A 19,274-nucleotide genomic window follows, 5' to 3' on the forward strand; every position below is an offset into this window, starting at 1 on the left:
GGTGCTGTCGTGCTGTGGCTCTATGAGGTGCTCCTCCTCCGCTGCCGCCCCGGCGGGCGCGGCAGGAAACCGCTGGTGCGGGCACGGTACTCGGCATACCCCGGCCGGTCGGCCATGTGCCGCTCCAGCAGCCGTTGTCCGCTGCCCCGGGTCAGCAACAGGCTCATCACCAGCGGGGATACGACGGACACGGCGGCCGCCGCCGGGGAGTCGCAGGTGAGCAGGAACAGGCCCCACCACACACAGAAGTCGCCGAAGTAGTTCGGGTGCCGGGTCCAGGACCACAGGCCGCGGTCCATGATCCGGCCCCTGTTGGCCAAGTCGGCGCGGAAGCGGGCGAGTTGGGCGTCCCCTACCGCCTCGAACCCGACACCCACCGCCCACAACGTCGTACCGGCAACGTAGTTGAGCACCGAGGGACGACCCGGCACGTACTGCGCCGCCTGCACCGGCAGCGATACCAGCCAGACCAGCGCGCCTTGCAGGAGGTACACCATGCGCAGGGCGTACGCGTTCCGGTTGCCGGGTGCCTTGGCCAACATCCGTTCGTAGCGCGGGTCTTCGCCGTGGCCCCGGCCCCGGCGACCGATGTGGACCGCCAGCCGCAGCCCCCAGACCGCCGTCAGCACCGTCACCAGCAGTCGTCGTACGACATCGCCCTCGCCGGCGGACACGACGAAGGTCACGACGGCCACCGCCGTGAAGGCGGCGCCCCAGGCCACGTCGACGATCCGGTGCACGCCTATGCGTACCGCCACGGCGAAGGTCGCGAGCATCACCGCGAGGGAAGTCCCGGCCGCCCAGACGAGGTTGAGCGCGAAGGCGCTCCAAGGGAAGCCGGAGGAGAAGCCGTTCATCGCTGATCCTGGGTCTCGGGGTGCGGCTTGGTGAACAGGTACTGCTGGACGTCGAGGTAGCCGGAGCGGAAACCCGCCTCGGAGTAGGCGAGGTAGAAGGTCCACAGCCTGTGGAAGACCTCGTCGAAGCCGAGCGCCGCCGCCTCCCCCGCCCGCTCGGTGAACCGTTCGCGCCACAGCCGCAGGGTCTCGGCGTAGTGCGCGCCGAAGGCGTCGCGGCGGGCGAGGCGCAGGGCGGTGTGGTCGCGGGCGGTCTCCTCGATCGCCTCGGTGGAGGGGATGAGGCCGCCGGGGAAGACGTACTTGTGGATCCAGGTGAAGGTGTCCCGGGAGGCGAGCATCCGGTCGTGCGGCATGGTGATGGCCTGGAGCGCCAACCGGCCGCCGGGCGCGAGCCGTTGGTCCAGGGCGCGGAAGTACACCGGCCAGAACTCGGCGCCGACCGCCTCGATCATCTCCACGCTGACGACGGCGTCGTAGGTCCCCGACGCCTCGCGGTAGTCGCGGAGTTCGATGGAGACGCGGTCGCCGAGACCCGCCGCGCGCACCCGCTCGACGGCCAGGTCCCGTTGCTCGCGGGAGAGGGTGAGCGAGGTGACGCGGGCGCCCCGGGCGGCGGCCCGCAGGGCGAGTTCGCCCCAGCCGGTGCCGATCTCCAGGAGCCGGGTGCCCTCGCCCACGTCGGCGAGGTCCAACAGCCGGTCGATCTTGCGGTGTTGGGCCGCCGCGAGGAGGTCGTGGCTCGCGGGGAAGCCCCGGAAGACGGCGGAGGAGTAGCTGAGGGTGTCGTCGAGGAAGAGGGCGAAGAGGTCGTTGGACAGGTCGTAGTGGCGACTGATGTTGGCGCGGGAACCGTCGGGGGTGTTGCGCTCGGTGTGCGGGTGGCGCGGTGCCCAGAGGGTGCGCAGGCGTTGCAGCGGGGCCGGGATCAACTCGGCCGCGTGCCCGGCCAGCACGGTCAGCGCCGCGACCAGGTCGGGGGCGTCCCACTCGCCTGCCATGTACGACTCGCCGAAGCCGATCAGGCCCTCCGTGCCGATGCGGGCGTGGAAGGCGGCCGGGTCGCGGACGTCGATCAGCGGGCCGCCCTTGCCGACGTCCGGGGCACCGGCGAACCGTGCCCGCAGGGGCAGTTGGGCGAGGGCGCGTCGGACGAGGGCCGCGGTGAATGCCGTACGGACGCGGGAGGCGGCCGGTACGCGGCGGACGTCGGGCCAGCGGGAGGGGTCGACGGCGGCGGTGCGCACGCGGTGGGTGGTGCGGGGTTCTGCTGTCGTCATGTCACGTTCTCCGGGGCACGGTTGTCGTCGGTTCGGGGCTGAACGGGCAGCCCCCGCAGGTAGAGCCGTATGCCGTGGACGCGGATCGCGGCCGACACGGCGAGGGTGGACCAGGGGTGGCGCAGCGCCAGCCGCAGCAGCCGCGCGGTACTCGCCTCGCGCCGGGTGCCGCGTACCGTCGCGGTGAAGGCACGGGCGCCCTCGCGGTCCAGGTGGACGGTCAGGGCGAGTTGGGGCCCGGGCGGTGGCAGCCGCATGCGGTAGCCGCCGTCGACCGGGAAGAACGGGGAGACGTACAGCTTCTTCTCGGCGCGCACGGTATCGGAGGCATCCGGGTGCAGCAGGTAGCAGTGCCGCCCGCCGTAGGTGTTGTGCACCTCCGCGACCACGCACCGCGGTTCGCCGTCGGGGCCGTAACACCAGTACAGGGTCAGGGGGTTGAAGACGTACCCGAACACCCGGGCGTGAGCCAGCATCACCACCCGGCCGCCATCCAGGCGCACGCCGTGCCCGGCGAGGAAGGCGTCCAGCCCGGCCCGGATTGAGGGCAGGCCGTCGCCGGTGAAGTGGTCGCGCGGGTCGAAGCGAGCCAACGAGCGGAGCGGGCGCGGGAGTTGCGGCGGATGGTCAGGATCTATGAGCCACATGTACGTGCGGTGCCGCAGCCTGTAACGCCGGGGCGCGGTCCGCACGTGCGCGATCGTGCAGGAGTACAGCGCCGGTACCGTACCGACCTCCGTCGGTACCGCTTTCACCCGCGCGGATACGGCGTTCACCACCGCACCCCCAGCGCCGCCGCGGCCTCGACACCCGACCGGCAGCCGTCCTCGTGGAAACCCCAGCCGTGGTACGCGCCCGCGAACACACAGACGTCACCGGCGAGTTCGGGCAGCCGCTGCTGCGCGGCCACCGACTCGGGGGTGTAGACGGGGTGTTCGTAGACCATGCGGGCCAGCACCCGGCCGGGGTCGACGCGGTCCTCGCCGCCCAGGGTGACCACGAACGTCTCGGTGGCGTCGAGGCGTTGGAGCCGGTTCATGTCGTAACTGACCCGCACCCGGCCGGAGTCGGCCGAGCACGAGGGCATGAGGTGGTTCCAGGAGGCGCGGGCACCCGGGGCGCGGGGCAGCAGCCGGGTGTCGGTGTGCAGGAGGGTGGTGTTGCGGGAGTACGGGAACGCGCCCAGCAACTCCCGTTCCAGCGAGGTCGGTTCGGCGAGCAGCCGGAGCGCCTGGTCCGGGTGGACGGCGATCACGACGGCGTCGTAGGACTCGGTGGTGCCGTCCTCGGTGGTGATGTCGGCGCGGTCGGCGTGACGTCGTACGGAACGGACAGGGGTGGACGTGCGGATCTCGCCGATGTGCTTGGCGATCCGGTCGACGTAGGTGCCAGAGCCGCCGGTGACCGTGCGCCACACCGGTGATCCGCTCACCGACAGCATGCCGTGGTGTTCCAGGAAGCGGAACAGATAGGCGGCCGGGTAGCGTTGGGCGGTTTCGGCGTCGCAGGACCACACGGCCGACACCATCGGCGTGACGAAGTGGGCGCGGAAATAGGCGGAGTAGCCCTCCCGGTCCAGGAACTCCCCCAGGGTCAGGGCCTCTTCACCGCCCCGGGCCAGCAGGCGGCGGGCCGCGCGGTGGAAGAGCGGCACCTCGGCGAGCAGCCGCAGATAGCGGGGGCGCAGGAGGTTGCGGGGCTGGGCGAAGAGCCCGGCCGGGCCGCGCGCACCGGCGTACTCCAGCCCGCACCCCTCGCAGCGCACGGACATGCTCATCTCCGACTCCTGGGTGGGGACGCCGAGTTCGTCGAAGAGCCGCAACAGGCGTGGATACGTACGCCTGTTGTGCACGATGAACCCGGAGTCGACGCGGTGCACCCGCCCGTCGTGCGCCGACGTCAGCTCGTGGGTGTGCGCGTGCCCGCCGAGCCGGTCGTCGGCCTCGTACAGGGTGACGTGACCGGCCCGGCCCAGGATGTACGCGGCGGTCAGCCCCGCCACCCCGGAACCGATCACGGCGGTGCGGCGCCCGTGCCGCGCTGTCCGCTCCATCGCCATCTCCGTCACGTGTCCTCCCGCCGGTCAGGGGTTCACGCGTAATCCGGATCAGGTCGGGCGGCGGATTGGCCGTATGCCGAAACGAGTGGTGGGCCACCCACCTCAACACCACACCCCCAGGTCAAAGGCCTGGGGGTGTGGTGTCGGGCGGGCGGGACGCTTCTAACGCGTGGGGGTCGAGCCGTCGTAGACATGACCGGGGGTCGCGATCTGGGTGATCGCGCGGGCGAGGAGAGTGGACGGCTCCTGGCCCCCGGTGGTGATGTCGGTGTTGATCAGGACGACCAGGGTCGCCTTGAGGGCGGGGAGGTAGACGGTCACGGACTCGTAGCCCGGGATGGAGCCGTTGTGCCCGATCCAGCCGCCGGTCTCGAAGATGCCGAGGCCGTAGTCGAGGCCGGGGAATCCGGTCGGCAGCACCTTCAGCCGCTGCTTCTGGGTCTCGGGGCTGAGCAGCTCCCCGGTGGCGACGGTCTTCGCCCAGCTGCGCAGATCGTGCATGGTCGAGATCATCGCGCCGGCCGACCAGGCCCAACTCGGGTTCCAGTCGGTCGAGTCGGCGACCGCGCCGGTCAGTGTCTGGTTGGTGTAGCCGTGCGCGTGCGGCTCCGGGAACTCACGGACGTTCGGGCCGTCGGGGAACAGCGTCTGGTCGAGGTGGGCCGGGCGCAGCACCCGCCGGTTGATGACATCGGCGATGTGATGACCGGTGACCTTCTCGATCACCAGGCCGAGCAGGACGAGGTTGCTGTTGTTGTAGACGAACACCTTGCCCGGCGCGCCGGTGTTGCGGTGCTTGTAGCCGTACGCCAGCAGTTCCTGCGGGGTGAACGTGCGGGTCGGGTCGCTCAGCAGATCGTGCGCGAAGTCCGCGTCCGCGCTGTACGGGAACAGCCCGCTGCGCATCTCGGCCAGGTGGCGCAGGGTGATGTGGCGGCCGTTCGGCACGCCGTGGACGTAGCGCGAGATCGGGTCGTCCAGCCCGATGCGGTGCTCGTCGACGAGCTGGAGCAGCGCGGTGACGGTGAAGGTCTTGGTCTCGCTGCCGATCCGGGAGTAGAAGTCGGTGCTCATCGGCTGCCCGGTGACCTTGTCGGCGACGCCGGTCGCGCGGACGTAGCAGCCCTTGCCCGGCATCCACAGTCCGACGGCGACACCGGGGATGGCGGCCTGCTTACGGACGTCCGCGATGGCCTTGTCGAGGCGGGCGGCGACGCCGCGGCCGAGGCCGTCGGAGGAGCAGTGGTCCTGGTTCTGGTCCTGGTTCTGGTCCGGGTTCTGGTCCGGGTTCTGGTCCGGGTTCTGGTTCTGGGCGTGCGGGGCGGGGTGGACCACCGAGGTGGCGTTGGCGGAGGTCGCCAGCACCGGGGCGGCCAGGACGGACGCGGCCAGCAGCGCGGCTGCCAGGAGGCGTCTGGAGGGGGTACGTCGCATGTGGGGGCGCTTCTTCCGGATCGGGGGTGGGGCTGCCACGGCACCATCCGGAGCCGGACGGGAGCTCCTCCTGCGGCACGCATCCCCGCGAGTCCACTCGTTCGGACCGATGGTCGTCTACGACACCCGACCGCCCCTCCCGACTCGGCTGACAGAGCTACCCCTGCCCCGGGACATTGAAGTTGAGCCCTGAGAAGTCCCGCCCCTGGACGATCGGGCCCTGCTGATTCCCGCCGCTCACGGTGTTGTGCGCGTCACCGTCTCCGGTACGCAGCACCTGCGCCTGCTGCTGCCACTGCGTCAAGTGCGTTCGGAACAAGGGGTCTTGCTCGGCACGGCGACGCAGAGCCTCGCTGAGCGCCCGGGCTCGCTCCACATCATGGGGAGCCGCGGACAAGGCGGCCAACTCGGCTTCGCCGGTTGCCGGATCCGGCGATCCTGCAGGTTCCCCCGTCGGGCTTCTCCGTACCAACCCCCGCAGCGCCGCCCAGAGTTGCTGCCCCAACTCACCGCCCGCCCCGGTCGCCACCGCCGTGAGGAGACTCGCCGAGATCGGATCCACGCCTGTACCCCCAGCCGAACGGATCGGAGCGTCATCGTCTCAGAACCATCCGCTCACCGGAGCGGTCGCCGTCGGCCATATACGGGGCCGGTGTCTGGTACCGAGCGCGCGGTGGCGGTAGGCACCAGACACCGGATCTTTTATGCTGTCGAGGTTACTGCACTCAGATGACTGGCGGTCACACATGCAATGCATGTCAATACAACTATGGCCGCCAGGTATCCTACGAACTTCTCGCGCATTCGCATCTTTCAGGTAGATCCGGGCAACGTCTGATGCGCAGGCGAGGTGGGGAGAGGTGGGGCTCCGGTCCGAGTTTGCGGACCCAGCGCCTCCGCGCGAGAGCAACAATTGCAGATGCCGTGGCTGAACGGAAGCCTTGAGGCGGCACGATGTGATCACCGCGCCGCGCCGCCCTAATTGGACTCGTGAGTAAGGTCGCCCCGCAGGTCGGCCAGCGCCGCCGCAGCCCGGGCCTCTTCCGCAGGAGCCCCTACAGAGCGGCTCGCGGCGAGACTTTCCTCCAGGTGGACCGCGGCCCGGGCCAGGTGCCCGGCTTCACGCTCAGCTGCCGCGAGATCGAAGAGGACGTCCACCTCGTCGCCCACCGCGTGAATCGCACGTGTCACCTCAAGTGCGGCGACATGGTGCCGCAGAGCCTCGTCCGTACGCCCCGCCGCACGGTGCGCCCTGCCGATTCGCGTGAGGGCGATGGCCTCCGCCCGCCGGTCTCCGACGTGCTTCAGTATCGGCAGCGCCAGGCCATAGACGGCAAGAGCCTCATCGGTCCTGCCGAGCTCATCCATGACGGAAGCCAAATTCATTCGGATCGTCGCTTTGTCCCTCGGGTTGCCCATTCGCTCCGCCAAGACCATCGCCTGACGATAAGCAGTTTCGGCATCCTCCAGGTGCCCTGTTTTCTTCCGTAATTCTGCCAGATTGTTCAGCGTGCTATACCTTCCCCGCTCGTACCCTATGGCCGTGAAATCAGCCAGTGCAGAGGTAAAGCATGCCAATGCCTCTTCATACTCCGCGAGGTGCAGGTGACTTATTCCGAGCAAGTTGCGGCAGCGGGAGATCCGGAGGATATCTACTGTTTGCAGCAGAGAATTGAGAGACTCTTTCTGGAGTGATCGAGCCAGCGCGTACCGCCCTGTCTGCCACAGAGAAATAGTAATTTGGTGAACGCACTCGCCCTCCAGTTCCCGGTCCCGCAGAGACCGCGCGATGTCACGCGCCTCACTCCCGGTCGCGATCGCCTCGTCATAACGCGAGCCGTGGGTGTACACCGCGCAGAGGTCGAGCAGCGCTCGCGCCCTGGCCACGCTGTCACCTGCGGCGTTCCAGTGGGCGGCGGCGCGCCGCAGCAGCGGCTCGGCCTCGACGAGGTGCCCCTCCATGTCCAGGAATCCCGCCAACACATGGACGGAAATGGCGAGTTGACGTTCCGTGCCATGCTTTGCAAGCCAGTCCAGAGTGACCAGAAGATTGGCCGACTCGGCGATCAGCCACTGCTCCGCCGACTGCGAGTCGACGATTTCCGGACACGTCGGAGTGGCTGATTCACCGACGTCGAGATCCGTGCGCGAGCGGAAGGGATAGGCCAGCCGGTCCGCTCGATCAGCCGTGCGGATGTAATGATCGACCAAGCTTTGTCCGGCCTGTCGAACATCGTCCTCGGAATCGGCGTCACCGACCTCGATCAGCGATCGCGCGTAGTCCCGCAGCAGGTCGTGCATGGTGAAACGGAGCGGAACAGGCTCGAACACGAGGCAATGAGCATGTAGTTCCTCAAGTACGCGTTCGACTGTCTCCAAGGAGAATCCTGTGAGCGCGGCGATCGCCGGCGGCCTGAACTCCACCCCCACATGGAGTCCGATACGGCGGAAAACCAGTTGCTGCTCGGCGTTCAGCGCGGCGTAGGACACTGCGAAGACATGCGTCAACGTCCGGTCCGCGTCGCGCAGTTGGGCGAGGTGTCCGCCGGAGCCGCCCAATTGGCGCAGCAGGTCGGACGTGGCCCACGAGGGACGGGCGAGCAATCGGCTCGCGGCGATCTCGATGGCCAGCGGAAGATGCCCACAGATGCGGATGATCTCGGCCACGTCCGCCGGGTCGGTGTCCCGCCCTCTCCCCAGCCGCTGGGAGAAGAGCGCCGCCGCGTCCTCGGCCGACAGCACGTCCAGGGAGACCGGTCGTACTCCGGGGAGTCCGGGCAGTCGACGGCGGCTGGTCACAACGACCGCTGTCGGGGAGGAGCCCGGGAGCAGGGGGCGGATCTGGGCCGAGGAGGTCGCGTCGTCGAGGATCACCAGCATCCGGCGGTCATGCGCCACCGATCGCCACAGGGCGATCAACTCGTCGAGCTCGCGCGGTAGTTCCTTGCTGTCCATGCCGACGAGCCGCAGGAGCTCGGTGAGTGCGCGGGCAGCGGTCGGCGGTGTCCGGTCGGCTGAATACCCTCCTAAATGGAGGAAAATCCTGCCATCCGGAAACCGCTCCCGTAATCGATGCGCCAGATGGACCGCCAGACTCGATTTGCCGATGCCGCCCATTCCGTGAATCGCCTCGACGGTGACGATGTCCGAGGACCCCTGTCCCTCGCACAGCGCCGAACTGAGCCGGCGCAGCTCATCGCGCCGTCCGGCCCACGGAACATCGCGGGGCAGATTGTCCGGCACTTGGCGCGTCGGCCTGGGGGGTGCCTTCTGCTCGGCACCGGTCCGGGGGAACAAGTCCTCCGCGGGTGTCCCCGCCAGGATTCCCTGATGGACCCGGTGCAGCCCCCGGCCCGCGTCGAGACCGATGTCCCGGACGACCCGCTGCCGTGTCCGCTGGAGCAGCCGGGTCGCCTCGGCCGTCCGGTTGCTGCCGTACAGGGCGACGGCCAGTCGTTCGGCCAGAGCCTCGTCCACCGGGTGTGCCTCGGCCAACGGCAGGAGCACGGGCACGGCGTCGGTGAACCTGCCTGCGCGCAGCAGGATCTCGGCTCTGGTCATCGCGGCCGCGAGACTGCTCTCTTCGACGGCGACGCGCAGATGCTCGGCCCAGGACCCCGTGATCCCGGCCAGCGGCTCACCGTGCCAGAGACCGTCCGCCCGGTCCAGCAGACGCAGAGCGGCTTCCTCGTCCCGGCCGTCCCCCATGGAGCGGGCTCGTTCGACGCAGCTGGTGTAACAGCGCAGGTCCACCCGATCCGGGTCGATCTCCAGGGAGTACGAGTTCGTGCGGCTGACGATCGCGGGCGCGTCGCCCCCGGCGATCCGCAGCGAACTCCGGACCCGTGAGATGTGGACGTGGAGCGCTTCCCTCGCTTTGCCGGGCGGATGTTCGTCCCAGATACGGTGGATCAGGGCGTCCACGCTCACCGTACGCCCCGCGTCCCAGGCGAGGCAGGCGAGTGCGAGCCTGGTTTTTGTCGAGCCGAGGTCATTACGGCGACCCGCTGCCCGAATCTCCACCGATCCCGAAAGCCTGATCTCGAAGTCCACCAGCGTCCTCCCCGCCGGTAGGGCCTGCGATTGCCGAGCATTCGAGAGTGTCATGGACATCGCACACTCGACCACGAGAGGAAGCTGTGAGCTCAAAATTGACCGATAAACAGCCGCATTAGTTCACTTCTTGCGCGGAGTGGGGAGTGACTCCCGGAGGACCGAAAGGAGTTGCCACGTGCGTGCTTTCTCCTCCGGCGGCCTGGAAGCGTTGCTGTCGGCCATCACCGGCTGCGGCGCCGACCCGGAATCCCCCGCATGGCGTGATCTGGCCCGGGTGGTGGACACAGCGGCCCGCGCGGACCCCGCGGTGAACCGGCTCTGGCCCTCACAGACGACCGACGAGCAGCCCCCCGAAGCGGCGGTACGGCGGCAACTAGCCCTGGAATTACATGCGTTGGCCTCGCGCGACACGGCGACACGGGACGCGCTGGCCGAATGGCTGCACCACCATCCCGGCCCGGCCGGCACACCGCCCGGCCCCTCACCCGCGGGGACCGCCAACGTCATCAGCGGCCATTCCGTGGTGCACGGCCCCAGCGTGCAGGCCCGGGACATCTCCGGGGGCATCCACTTCCACCCGGCCGCGCCGTCGCCCCCGCCCCGCCTGCCCGTGCCCCGTCAACTGCCGCCGGTGACCGCGCGGTTCGTCGGCCGGGAGGCGGACCGACGGGCCCTGGACGAGCTGCGTGCCGGATCTCCCGCGCACTCGGCGCACATCCTGGTGGTCAGCGGGCTCGCGGGCGCCGGGAAGACCACCTTGGCCACCCACTGGCTGTACGAGCACGCCGACAGCTTCCCCGACGGCCAGTTCTACGCCGACCTGGGCGGACAGACCACCGACGGGGAACACGGGCCCGCCTCCCCGGCCGTCGTCCTGGAAGCGTTCCTGGTCGCGCTCGGCGTCTCCTCGGTACCGGCCGGGATCGCCCAACGCAGCGCGCTGTGGCGTTCGTTGACCTCGGGGCTGCGGCTGGCCGTTCTCCTGGACAGCGCGTTCACGGCCGCTCAGGTCCGCCCGCTCCTGATCGGCACGCCGACCGGTCTGACCGTGGTGACCAGCAGAAGCAACCTGACCGGGCTCCGCGTCGACGGCGCGTCCGTCCACCGGCTGGAAGGACTCCCCACCGAGTCGGCCCTCGAGCTTCTCGCCGTCGGCGGTGGGACGCGCGTGGCGCGGGAGCCGGCTGCCGCCCGAGAGGTGGTCCGACTGTGCGGACGGCTCCCGCTGACGGTGGCACTGGCCTCGGCCCAACTCGCCCTGCGCCCCCACCACTCCGTGTCCGCCCTGGCCGACAGCCTGTCCCGCGGCCAGGGTGCCGCCGACACGCTGCGCGTCGACGGAGAGGCCGTGATGCGTACGGCGCTCGACATGTCGTACGAGATCCTGCCGGACGGGAGCCGTGCGTTGTACCGGCGGATGGGACTGCTGCCCACGGATCGGCACGACCTCTCGTTGCTGACCGCACTCGCGGGCGACGGGGAGGAAGCTGGTGACACCGGGCCCGTCGCCGACATCGCCGTGCACGCGCTCGTGGAGGCGAATCTTCTGGAGGAGACGGGACCGGCCACCTATCGATTCCACGACCTGGTCCAGCCGCACGCCCGACGGCTCGGCGAGGAACTGGAGGAACTGGTCCCGCACGAGCGCACGCTGCGCTGTTTCGTCGAGTGGTGCCTGGCCACCGCGGCTTCGGCGGAGAGCATCCTCACCCCCAGCCACCGGCTGCCGGGGCACGACCTTCCGGCGACTGGCGTGCCCCCGGCCCCCTTGGACGGTTCCGAGGAGGCGCTCGCCTGGCTGGACACGTACCGCAACGGCCTGATGGGCGCCGTACGGCACTCGGCCCGGGTCGGCTGGTACTCCTCCTGCTGGCGCCTGACCGACCTGATATGGCCACTTTTCTTGCGATTACGTCCGTCCGAGATGTGGATCGAGGCGCACCGTCTGGGTCTCGACGCGGCGCGCCGGAGCGGATCCAGAGAGGGAGAGGGCCGCATGCTCACCTCCGGTGCGATCGGTCTGCGCAACGCCGGCCGGTATCCGGAGGCGGCGGACTGGTACCGGCAGGCGCTGGAGATGGCGACGGCCGACCACGACGTACGTCAACAGGCGCAAGCCCTGAGCGGATTGGGGCACGTCGGTCTCCTGACTCACCGGCTCGACGAAGCGCGCGAGTACTTCGAGCACGCCCTGCGGCTGCGGGAGTCCATCGGCTATCGGCGCGGGGCCGCCCTCTCCCGACGACGCCTCGGCGAGACCGCTCTGGCCGGCGACGACCTGGCCACGGCCGCCGAGCAGTTGCGCCGGGCCGGCACCGAACTGGACGCGCTGGGAGAGACGTACGAGGCGACCCGGGTCCTGGCCCTTCTCGGCCATGTCCTGGACCGGGCCGGGGACGGAGCCGACGGCGTACAGCTGTTGCGGGAGTGCCTCACGCGCTTCCGCGCGGGTGAGGCCCGGTCCGAGCACTGGGAGGCACGCTGTCTGGAATGGCTCGGCCAGGCCGCCGCCTCACGTGGTGATCATGCGGAATCGATACGTCACTACGAGGCCGCCCGGGATCTCTTCCGTCGTCTGAGCCCCGAGGACGCACAGCGTGTGGACGACAGGCTGCGGCAGCCGTGATGACCGCCGCGGCCGGTCGTCCCTCCGGTCAACGACGCGGCATCGCCACGACGGAACGCAGCGCGCGCGGCGATTTTCCGGACACCGCCCAGGCGTGGACGACCGAGACGACCACGTGCGGTGGGAGCGGGGCGGCGGACCCACCCCGTTCCGGTCGTACGAAGGACACGGCGCCGGTCCGGTCCCGTACCCCGACGACACACATCGCGGCCGTGTCGGGCACGGCGGCCGCGAGGCATCCCGGATGGCCCGCCAGCAACTCACACACCCGCCGGTGAGCCGACGCGAGCGGCAGTTGTACGCGGCTCACCAGCACGTCGGCGTGCTCCATGAGCCCGGTCCGCCCCGGCCGGTCCGCATCCACCCACAGGTGCACATCACAGGGGAGCGGGCCGGCCGCGTGCGGGCAGGAAGGCGGATACGGATACGCGTGCCGATCCGCGGGCGGGGGAAGCGGGTCGGACCGTACGAGAGCCAAGCCCTGTGCCGTGTCCGAACGCCAGACGACGAAGGACGCCCGGTCATCCAGGCCCTCACCGCGCGGTACCGCGCCGGACGGCGTCGCACGGAAGCACACCGTGGCCCAGGCGGCATCCGGTTCGGGGGTCGCGGTCGGGCCGCTCACAGTGCCGCCCCGCTTCCGGCGGAGATCTGCCACCGCGTCAGGGACGGCGGAAGCGGGAGCGGCGCGACGTACGGCGCACGGGCCGGCTCGCCCAGCCCGAGCATCCGGTAGACGACCGAGCGCATCCGCCGGTGGAACTGGCCCGGCGCCGACGACAGCGAGGCGGCGACATGGTCGTACTGTCCGGGACGGTGCAGCTGCATCGCGTACTCCAGTTGCTCCGCCAGCGGGTACGCCGGAGAGAGCACGGGCGCCACGGCGGACAGCAGAGCCGCCGGGGAACTGGCCGACACCTCACGCCGGGATTCGGCCGTCAGCAGCATCGCCGCGTCCGTGAGCGTTCCGTACGCACTCAGCGATCCGTGGTCGCCGACGATCACGTCGGCGGCGACCAGCACCGCCTGCCAGTCGGCTTCCGGCGGGACGACCGCGACCCCCCGGCTCTGGCAGCCGGACAGCCAGCCGCGCACCTGCCGGGTGCCGTGCCCCGCGAACACATTGGGGTGGACCAGCATCGCGACACGGTAGCCGTCGTCCGGCAGCCGGCTCAGCAACTGCGGCAGCAGGACGTCGAGCCGCCCGAACGTCGAAGCCGGTCCCCAGGTGGACGTGACGACCACGAGCCGCTGTCCGTCCTCGATTCCCAGCGCCCGCCGGTGGGAAGCACGCCTGGTCCTGCCTGCCATGATCCGGTCGACGCACGGATCGCCGACCACGTGAGCCACCGGCAGCGCCTCCGGGCAGGACCGGGCGAGTTCCTCCAGCTCCCGGTCATGGGCGTAGACGATCGCCGCCGGTACCAACCGGCCCTCGTGCAGCAGGTGTTGGCGACTGAGCATCCCCGGGGACCTCCGCTCTCCGGGCGCCAACGTGCTGACGTCGGTGAGCAGTTTGATGTGTCCCGCCCCGTGCGAGATGCGTAGGACCGGAGCCCGCAGTTCGTGCACTCCGCGCGAGCCCGCCGCGAGCGCCAGGTCGAACTCGGCCCGCAGCGCCTCCTCCCAGGGCACCGCGGTGATGCCCAGGCTCTGCAAGTACTCGGTCACTCCGTTGCCGAAGGCATGGGGTGCGACCGTGAAGACCAGCTGAATGCGCAGGTCGGTCTCCAGCAACTCGAAGACCTCGCGCAGACGTTGGGCGAAGGTCACCGTGTGCACGACCACCAGGACCCTCTTGCAGTCCCGGACCGTCAGCCAGTGTCCCTGCTCGATCAGCGCCGATTTCGTCGTTCTGACAGACACGCGAATCCCCCGTCGCTCGTCGTTTCGTTCAGACGACAGGGGGTTTCCCGGCGCGCACAGCGCTTTCCTTGCAGACCTCTTGCAACACCCTTGCCCCGCCGGTTCGACCGGCTCAGGGCATCGGGCGATCACCTCGAAGCGGCAGGTCGTCGGGTTCCGAGCCACGGGCGTCGGCCTTCGACGCCGTCCGGCCGCGGGGTGTCAACCGCCACGCCCCCATGCCCCTCCCCCGGGACGACACCTGTGTCTCCGTGATCCGTTGTGCCGATCATGAACGACGACTCCTCCGCGATCCCTTTCCAGTCGGCGGTCCTCCCCCGCTCCCACTTGACCTGGGCGCCCCCGGCGGGAACCGTCCACCTGACGGCGCGTGCGGACGATCTCTCCCGGCGCCAGGAGAACTGGCACGGCTGGTTCCCCGCCGCCACGCTGGCTCCGCTCGCCGCGCGACCGGACGCGGCGATCACTCTCAACAGTCGCCGCGGCTATCTGTCGGACAGCCCGGAGAACCACCTGCTCGAACGGCTCCTGCACGACCGCCCCGAGGACTTCGGAGCGGAAGGCACCCCGATCGTCCTCGGAGCGGATCACATCGCCGCCCACCGGCACACGGCCGGTGACCGCATCACCCTGCAGGTCCACGGCCTGGAATGCATCGACGGCTTTCAGCGGCTCGTCACCATCGGCCACAGCCGACGCGGGCCGGAATCCGGACACCTCGAGCGGGCCTTCGCGCGCGTCGACCTCCTGACCGGTACGGCACGCGAGCGAGCACGCCGGCTTCACTACGAATCCCAGCTCTACGCCAACGTCGCGCGCCCGCAGGACAATCTGTCCCGCTGTCCCCATCTGGCGCGCTGCGGTGAGCAGTTCGAAGTGGAGGGCACCTCCTTCGACTGCCGCCGCGGCATCGTGGCCGGCCCTCACTCCTACGGCTACGACATCACCACCGTGTTCCGTGCTCTCGCGTGCCTGTCGCTGGACCCGTACCCGGATCTCGCACACGTCCTGAGCACCGACGAAGGGCTCGACTCGGTGTGGTCCGACCTGGAGGGGCCTCGCTATCGCGCGATCGTGAATCCCGACGTACAGGCCTGGAGCATCCAGCGAGCCGTCGAAACCCACGACGTCGTCCAGCAGGTGTTGCGCGGCCTCACCAACTCCGCGACGACCGGACACGGGCATCTGATCAGGTACGCCCGTCCACTGATCGTCTGGTCCGCCGCCCGCCGCCTACCGCTGCACGAGCTCCACAACGGTGGCAGAGACGCGCCCGACTGGCATGCCCGGATCCGGAGTTCGGCCTTCAGAGCCGATGTCAAAGCCACGGCGCACGCGCTCGTCGCCGCGTACCGGTCCGTGCGCCCGAAGGAGAACGGGCAGTACAAGCAGTACAAGGGGGAGGTGGAGAGGCTCGATGTCTGGCGCGAGATCGTGGACAGGATGAGGTGCGCACACGAGTGATGAGCAGCTCGCGAGGACCATCACCGCCGCCCGGCTCACTGCGCCCGAATCGCATCCGCGGGCGGAGTCCGCAGCGCCTGCCGGGTGGGCAGTTCGATGGTGAGGAAGGCGGTGACCGTGACCAGGAGCGCGAGTCCGGGCAGCAGCCACACCGGCCCCGCCGGCCAGGGGTGGCCGAGGAACCCCTGGCCCAGCAAGGCCAGCGGGATCGCGGAGAGCAGGAGTGCCGTGGTGAGCGCGGTGGCCGCCGTCATCGCGGCCTCGCGGCGCATCATCGCCCGGATCTGGCGGGGAGTCGTGCCGTTGAGGCGGAGCGCACCCAACTCCACCCTCCGCTGAGCGGTGGCCGCGACGAGCTTGTTAGCGATGCTGAGCAGCAGATAGACGAGCAGCACGATGATGGTGGCGAGGTTGATCCACACCTCGGGCGGCGCGTCCTTGAGGCCGCCGGTGGAAGGGGAGTTGGCAGGCCCGAGGGTCAGCCCAGGGCGGCCGGCGGCGAGAGCCGTGAGGTTCTGCCGTGCCTTCGCCGAGCCGTCCGTACGGATCAGGAGGGACTGGTCGAGGGCCGTGGTCGTGTGCCCGGCGGCCAGGTCGTGCGACAGCACCACCGTGCCGAACCCGAGCCCCCGCCCGTACACGGCAACCACCTTGGCGGCGACGGGAGTTCCGTCCCCGAGGACCAGATCCACCGTGTGCCCCACCCCCGCGGAACGGGTCCGCGCCACATCACTGCTGACGGCGACCGTCGCGCCGGACAGCCGACTCAGGCTGCCGTCCCGGACATCGAGGTCGAGAACACCCGCCGCGTCCGGCGTGAGGATGGTCGCCGGACCCGAATCGACCGCCGGGTCACCGAACTCCTTGTACTCCCACACCACGGTGGTCGTCCCGACGGACGCGGCGGCCTTCACTCCGGCCGTCTTCCGTACGGCGGCGAGCGTGTCGGCGGGCAATCCACCCAACGCCGGTGCACTCAGGCGCAGTTGGGCCAGAGTCCCGGTGCTGGTGTCCTGCGCGGTCGCGGCCAGCACGGTCGTCTGCGTGAAGGTGTACGTCAGCACGAACACGACCGCCATGGCCAGCGTGGAGACGATCCCCGCGTTGCGCAGGGCATAGGCGCGCAGGTTGGCCATCGCCAGCCAGGTCGGCGCGGACGCCCCCGACCTGGTCACCCGCGCCGCCGCACCGCCGACGCCCCGCACCAGCGCCGGTCCCGCCAGGGCCAGCCCGATCGCCCCGATGATCCCGGCGAGCGAGGTGGCCGTAGCGCCGATGACCGTGCGGGAGAACAGCGGCAGGGCCGACATGACCGTCGCTACGACAATGACGGCCACGCCGATACGGGTCCGGGCCCGCGACGGATTCCGCGGCTCGCTCCGCGACTCGGCGACCGCCTCGGTGGCCGGCATCCGCGAGGTCCGCCACGCCGAGCAACGGGCCGACACCTGCACGGCGAGAAGCATCAGCACGATCGCCGCGAGCGCGGGCAACGGGCTGAAGGTGAGCGGGAGTTGGGCCGGGATGACGCCCCGGTCCGCGAGCAGCCCCCGGAACTGTCCGGCCAGCAGATACCCGAGCCCCACCCCCGGCGCCACGGCCACCGCCGCGACGACCGTGGACTGCGCGGCGGCCAGCCTGCGGATCTGCTTCGGGGTCGCGCCCACGGCCCGCATCAACGCCAGGTCCCGCCGCTGCCCCCCGATCGCCACGGCCAGCGCGCTCGCCATCACGAACCCCGTGATCAGCAGAACGATCCCGGAGAGCGAACCGGCGAGCAGCACCAGCAGCGAGCGCGAGGCTCCGGCGCCGGGTGCGGCCGTGTCGCCCCGCTCGGCCCCGGTGACGGTCAGGAGTCCGGTGCCCTTCAGCTTCGTACGGACCTCGGCGGCGACCCGCCCCTCGGCACCGGGCGCGGTGCGCAGGCCGATCAGGTCGACACGGCCGGAGTGACCCGCCAGTCCTACGGCCGTCTCGTCGGCGAAGTAGACACCGGTGCCTGGGGTGTTGACGACCGCCGATACGCGATAGCCACTCGCGGGGCGGGAGTTGACGACGACCTGGACGCGGTCGCCCGGCTTGACACCGGCCGCGGCGGCGGTGGCGCTGTCCACCGCGACCTCGCCGGAAGTGGTCGGCGCGCTGCCGGTGACCCGCGCCCCCGCCAGCAGTTTCGTCGAGGACCAGCCGTGCCCCGCCACCTGCGGATCTCCGGACGACGATGACGCCACGGCCACGACCCGACCGTGCGCGTCGACGAGAGCGGCCGGGAAGCCGATGTCACCGACGGACGCGGTCACGCCCGGCAACCCGCCCAGTTCGCCGACCAGTTGAGCCGGGATCCTACGGCGTTCCGGCAGGGCGAGCGGGAGGTCGCCGGGAGGGTGGAACTCCTGGTCGGCCGCGACCACGACCGACGCTCCGGCGAGGCGCCCGGCGGGCAGGTGGGAACGGAGGCCGGACTCGGCCAGGACCCCGGTGGCGGTGACGAGCGCCGCACCGCCGAGTACCGCGCAGGCCACGGCGATCAGCGCGGTGACGCGGTGCCCGACCATCTGTATCGCGAGACGGAACATGGCTCAGACCCTCCCCAACTCGACGAGGCGGGCGGCCAGTTCGTCGGCGGTCGGCGCCTTGAGGGCGTCGACCACACGACCGTCGGCCATCACCAGGACGTGGTGGGCGCGGGCGGCGGCGGCCGGGTCGTGGGTGACCATCACGACCGTCTGGTGCAGGTCGTTCACGAGATCGCGGAGCAGGTCCAGCACCTCGTGGGCACTGCGCAGGTCGAGCGCGCCGGTCGGTTCGTCGGCGAACACGACCGCCGGGCGGGCCACCAACGCCCTTACGACGGCGGCCCGTTGCTGCTGCCCGCCGGACAGCTCGCCCGGGCGATGGGACAGCCGGTCGGCCAGCCCGACCCGTTCCACCAGCGTGCGCAGCCAGTCACGATCGGCTCGGCGGCCCGCCAGTCGCAGCGGCAGCGTGATGTTGTCCTCGATGGAGAGGGAGGGGATCAGGTTGTACGCCTGGAACACGAACCCCACCCGCTCACGCCGGAGTTGGGTGCGCTTGGTCTCGTTCAGCCCGGCGATCTCGTGGCCGTCGATACGGACACTGCCCGACGTCGGGGAGTCGAGCCCGGCGGCGCAGTGCATCAGCGTGCTCTTGCCGGAGCCCGAAGGCCCCATCACGGCGAGGAAGGTGCCGCGTTCCACGGTCAACGACACGTCGTCCAGGGCGCGTACGCCTCCGGGGTAGGCCTTGCTGACGCCCTCCAGGGCGATGGCGGCGGTGGTCATGGTGGTGGCCGTGGTGTTCATCGCCGGCCCCGCAGGTTGCGGACGACGAGGGTGCCCGCGCACAGGACGGTGACCGCGCCGCACACCAGGTGCACCCAAGTGTCGGCACCGCCGAAGGAGACCGCCATGTTGGTGAGCGCGCTGGCCACGACCACGGTCCAGAGGAGGGTGCGGGCGATGTCCCCGGGGCTGAGACGGTCGGGTTCGGTGGTCGTCGTCGTGTTCGGCATGGGGGCTTCTCCCGTGGTGCTGAGCGGTGCGTTCCGGGGGTCCGGCTGTCGTCACCGACGCTATGGATCAGCACCCCTCGCGGCCGATCCCGCAGCCCGC

13 protein-coding genes are annotated in these 19,274 nt (G+C 70.3%); 2 read left to right on the forward strand and 11 right to left on the reverse strand.

Going from position 1 to position 19,274, the window contains the following annotated elements:
* Window positions 1-20 precede the first annotated feature (20 nt).
* The 6 genes from OO69_RS30400 to OO69_RS30430 all read right to left on the reverse strand — a co-directional run bounded on the left by OO69_RS30400 (window position 21) and on the right by OO69_RS30430 (window position 9,683).
* Window positions 21-857, reverse strand: a complete 837-nt coding sequence (locus tag OO69_RS30400) for a DUF1295 domain-containing protein (RefSeq protein WP_033284036.1) — start codon at window positions 855-857, stop codon at window positions 21-23.
* Complete coding sequence (locus OO69_RS30405) at window positions 854-2,137, reverse strand: class I SAM-dependent methyltransferase (protein ID WP_033284037.1); 1,284 nt, start codon at window positions 2,135-2,137, stop codon at window positions 854-856. Before OO69_RS30405 ends, OO69_RS30400 begins: the two co-directional genes overlap by 4 nt.
* Window positions 2,134-2,913 carry a DUF1365 domain-containing protein gene (locus tag OO69_RS50520; protein WP_234444569.1) on the reverse strand — a complete coding sequence of 260 codons (780 nt, stop codon included), beginning with the start codon at window positions 2,911-2,913 and terminating at the stop codon, window positions 2,134-2,136. The genes OO69_RS30405 and OO69_RS50520 overlap by 4 nt, the downstream gene beginning before the upstream one ends.
* Window positions 2,910-4,196, reverse strand: a complete 1,287-nt coding sequence (locus tag OO69_RS30415) for an NAD(P)/FAD-dependent oxidoreductase (protein WP_033284126.1) — start codon at window positions 4,194-4,196, stop codon at window positions 2,910-2,912. Before OO69_RS30415 ends, OO69_RS50520 begins: the two co-directional genes overlap by 4 nt.
* Before the next feature lie 162 nt (window positions 4,197-4,358).
* The gene (locus tag OO69_RS30420) at window positions 4,359-5,630 is read right to left on the reverse strand and encodes a serine hydrolase domain-containing protein (protein WP_033284038.1); all 1,272 of its coding nucleotides are present in this window, start codon (window positions 5,628-5,630) and stop codon (window positions 4,359-4,361) included.
* 978 nt (window positions 5,631-6,608) lie between these two features.
* Entirely contained in the window at window positions 6,609-9,683 is a 3,075-nt protein-coding gene (locus OO69_RS30430; RefSeq protein WP_033284040.1) for an AfsR/SARP family transcriptional regulator, read from the reverse strand.
* Window positions 9,684-9,861: 178 nt separating this feature from the next.
* Between OO69_RS30430 and OO69_RS30435 the strand changes: the two genes are divergently transcribed.
* Window positions 9,862-12,312: a tetratricopeptide repeat protein gene (locus OO69_RS30435; RefSeq protein ID WP_051801279.1), complete on the forward strand. Its 2,451-nt coding sequence runs from the start codon at window positions 9,862-9,864 to the stop codon at window positions 12,310-12,312.
* A 28-nt stretch (window positions 12,313-12,340) separates the two neighbouring features.
* Here the strand turns inward: OO69_RS30435 and OO69_RS30440 are convergent, their stop codons facing one another.
* The gene (locus OO69_RS30440; protein WP_033284041.1) at window positions 12,341-12,937 is read right to left on the reverse strand and encodes a hypothetical protein; all 597 of its coding nucleotides are present in this window, start codon (window positions 12,935-12,937) and stop codon (window positions 12,341-12,343) included.
* Window positions 12,934-14,178, reverse strand: a complete 1,245-nt coding sequence (locus tag OO69_RS30445; protein ID WP_234444570.1) for a hypothetical protein — start codon at window positions 14,176-14,178, stop codon at window positions 12,934-12,936. The genes OO69_RS30440 and OO69_RS30445 overlap by 4 nt, the downstream gene beginning before the upstream one ends.
* Window positions 14,179-14,448: 270 nt before the next feature.
* Here OO69_RS30445 and OO69_RS30450 point away from each other — a divergent pair, with 270 nt between their 5' ends.
* Window positions 14,449-15,642, forward strand: coding sequence for a hypothetical protein (locus OO69_RS30450; RefSeq protein WP_158713440.1), 1,194 nt, complete (start codon window positions 14,449-14,451; stop codon window positions 15,640-15,642).
* A gap of 35 nt (window positions 15,643-15,677) precedes the next feature.
* Here OO69_RS30450 and OO69_RS30455 read toward each other — a convergent pair whose 3' ends face one another.
* The 3 genes from OO69_RS30455 to OO69_RS30465 are packed head-to-tail and all read right to left on the reverse strand — an operon-like array spanning window position 15,678 to window position 19,174.
* Window positions 15,678-18,218, reverse strand: a complete 2,541-nt coding sequence (locus OO69_RS30455; RefSeq protein ID WP_033284043.1) for an ABC transporter permease — start codon at window positions 18,216-18,218, stop codon at window positions 15,678-15,680.
* A gap of 3 nt (window positions 18,219-18,221) precedes the next feature.
* Window positions 18,222-18,965 (reverse strand): ABC transporter ATP-binding protein, encoded by a 744-nt coding sequence (locus OO69_RS30460; protein WP_033284044.1) that lies wholly within the window; start codon window positions 18,963-18,965, stop codon window positions 18,222-18,224.
* Window positions 18,962-19,174: a hypothetical protein gene (locus OO69_RS30465; RefSeq protein WP_033284045.1), complete on the reverse strand. Its 213-nt coding sequence runs from the start codon at window positions 19,172-19,174 to the stop codon at window positions 18,962-18,964. Before OO69_RS30465 ends, OO69_RS30460 begins: the two co-directional genes overlap by 4 nt.
* Between the last annotated feature and the right edge of the window lie 100 nt (window positions 19,175-19,274).

This window comes from Streptomyces sp. NRRL F-525, from assembly GCF_000716605.1.
Classification (GTDB): domain Bacteria; phylum Actinomycetota; class Actinomycetes; order Streptomycetales; family Streptomycetaceae; genus Streptomyces.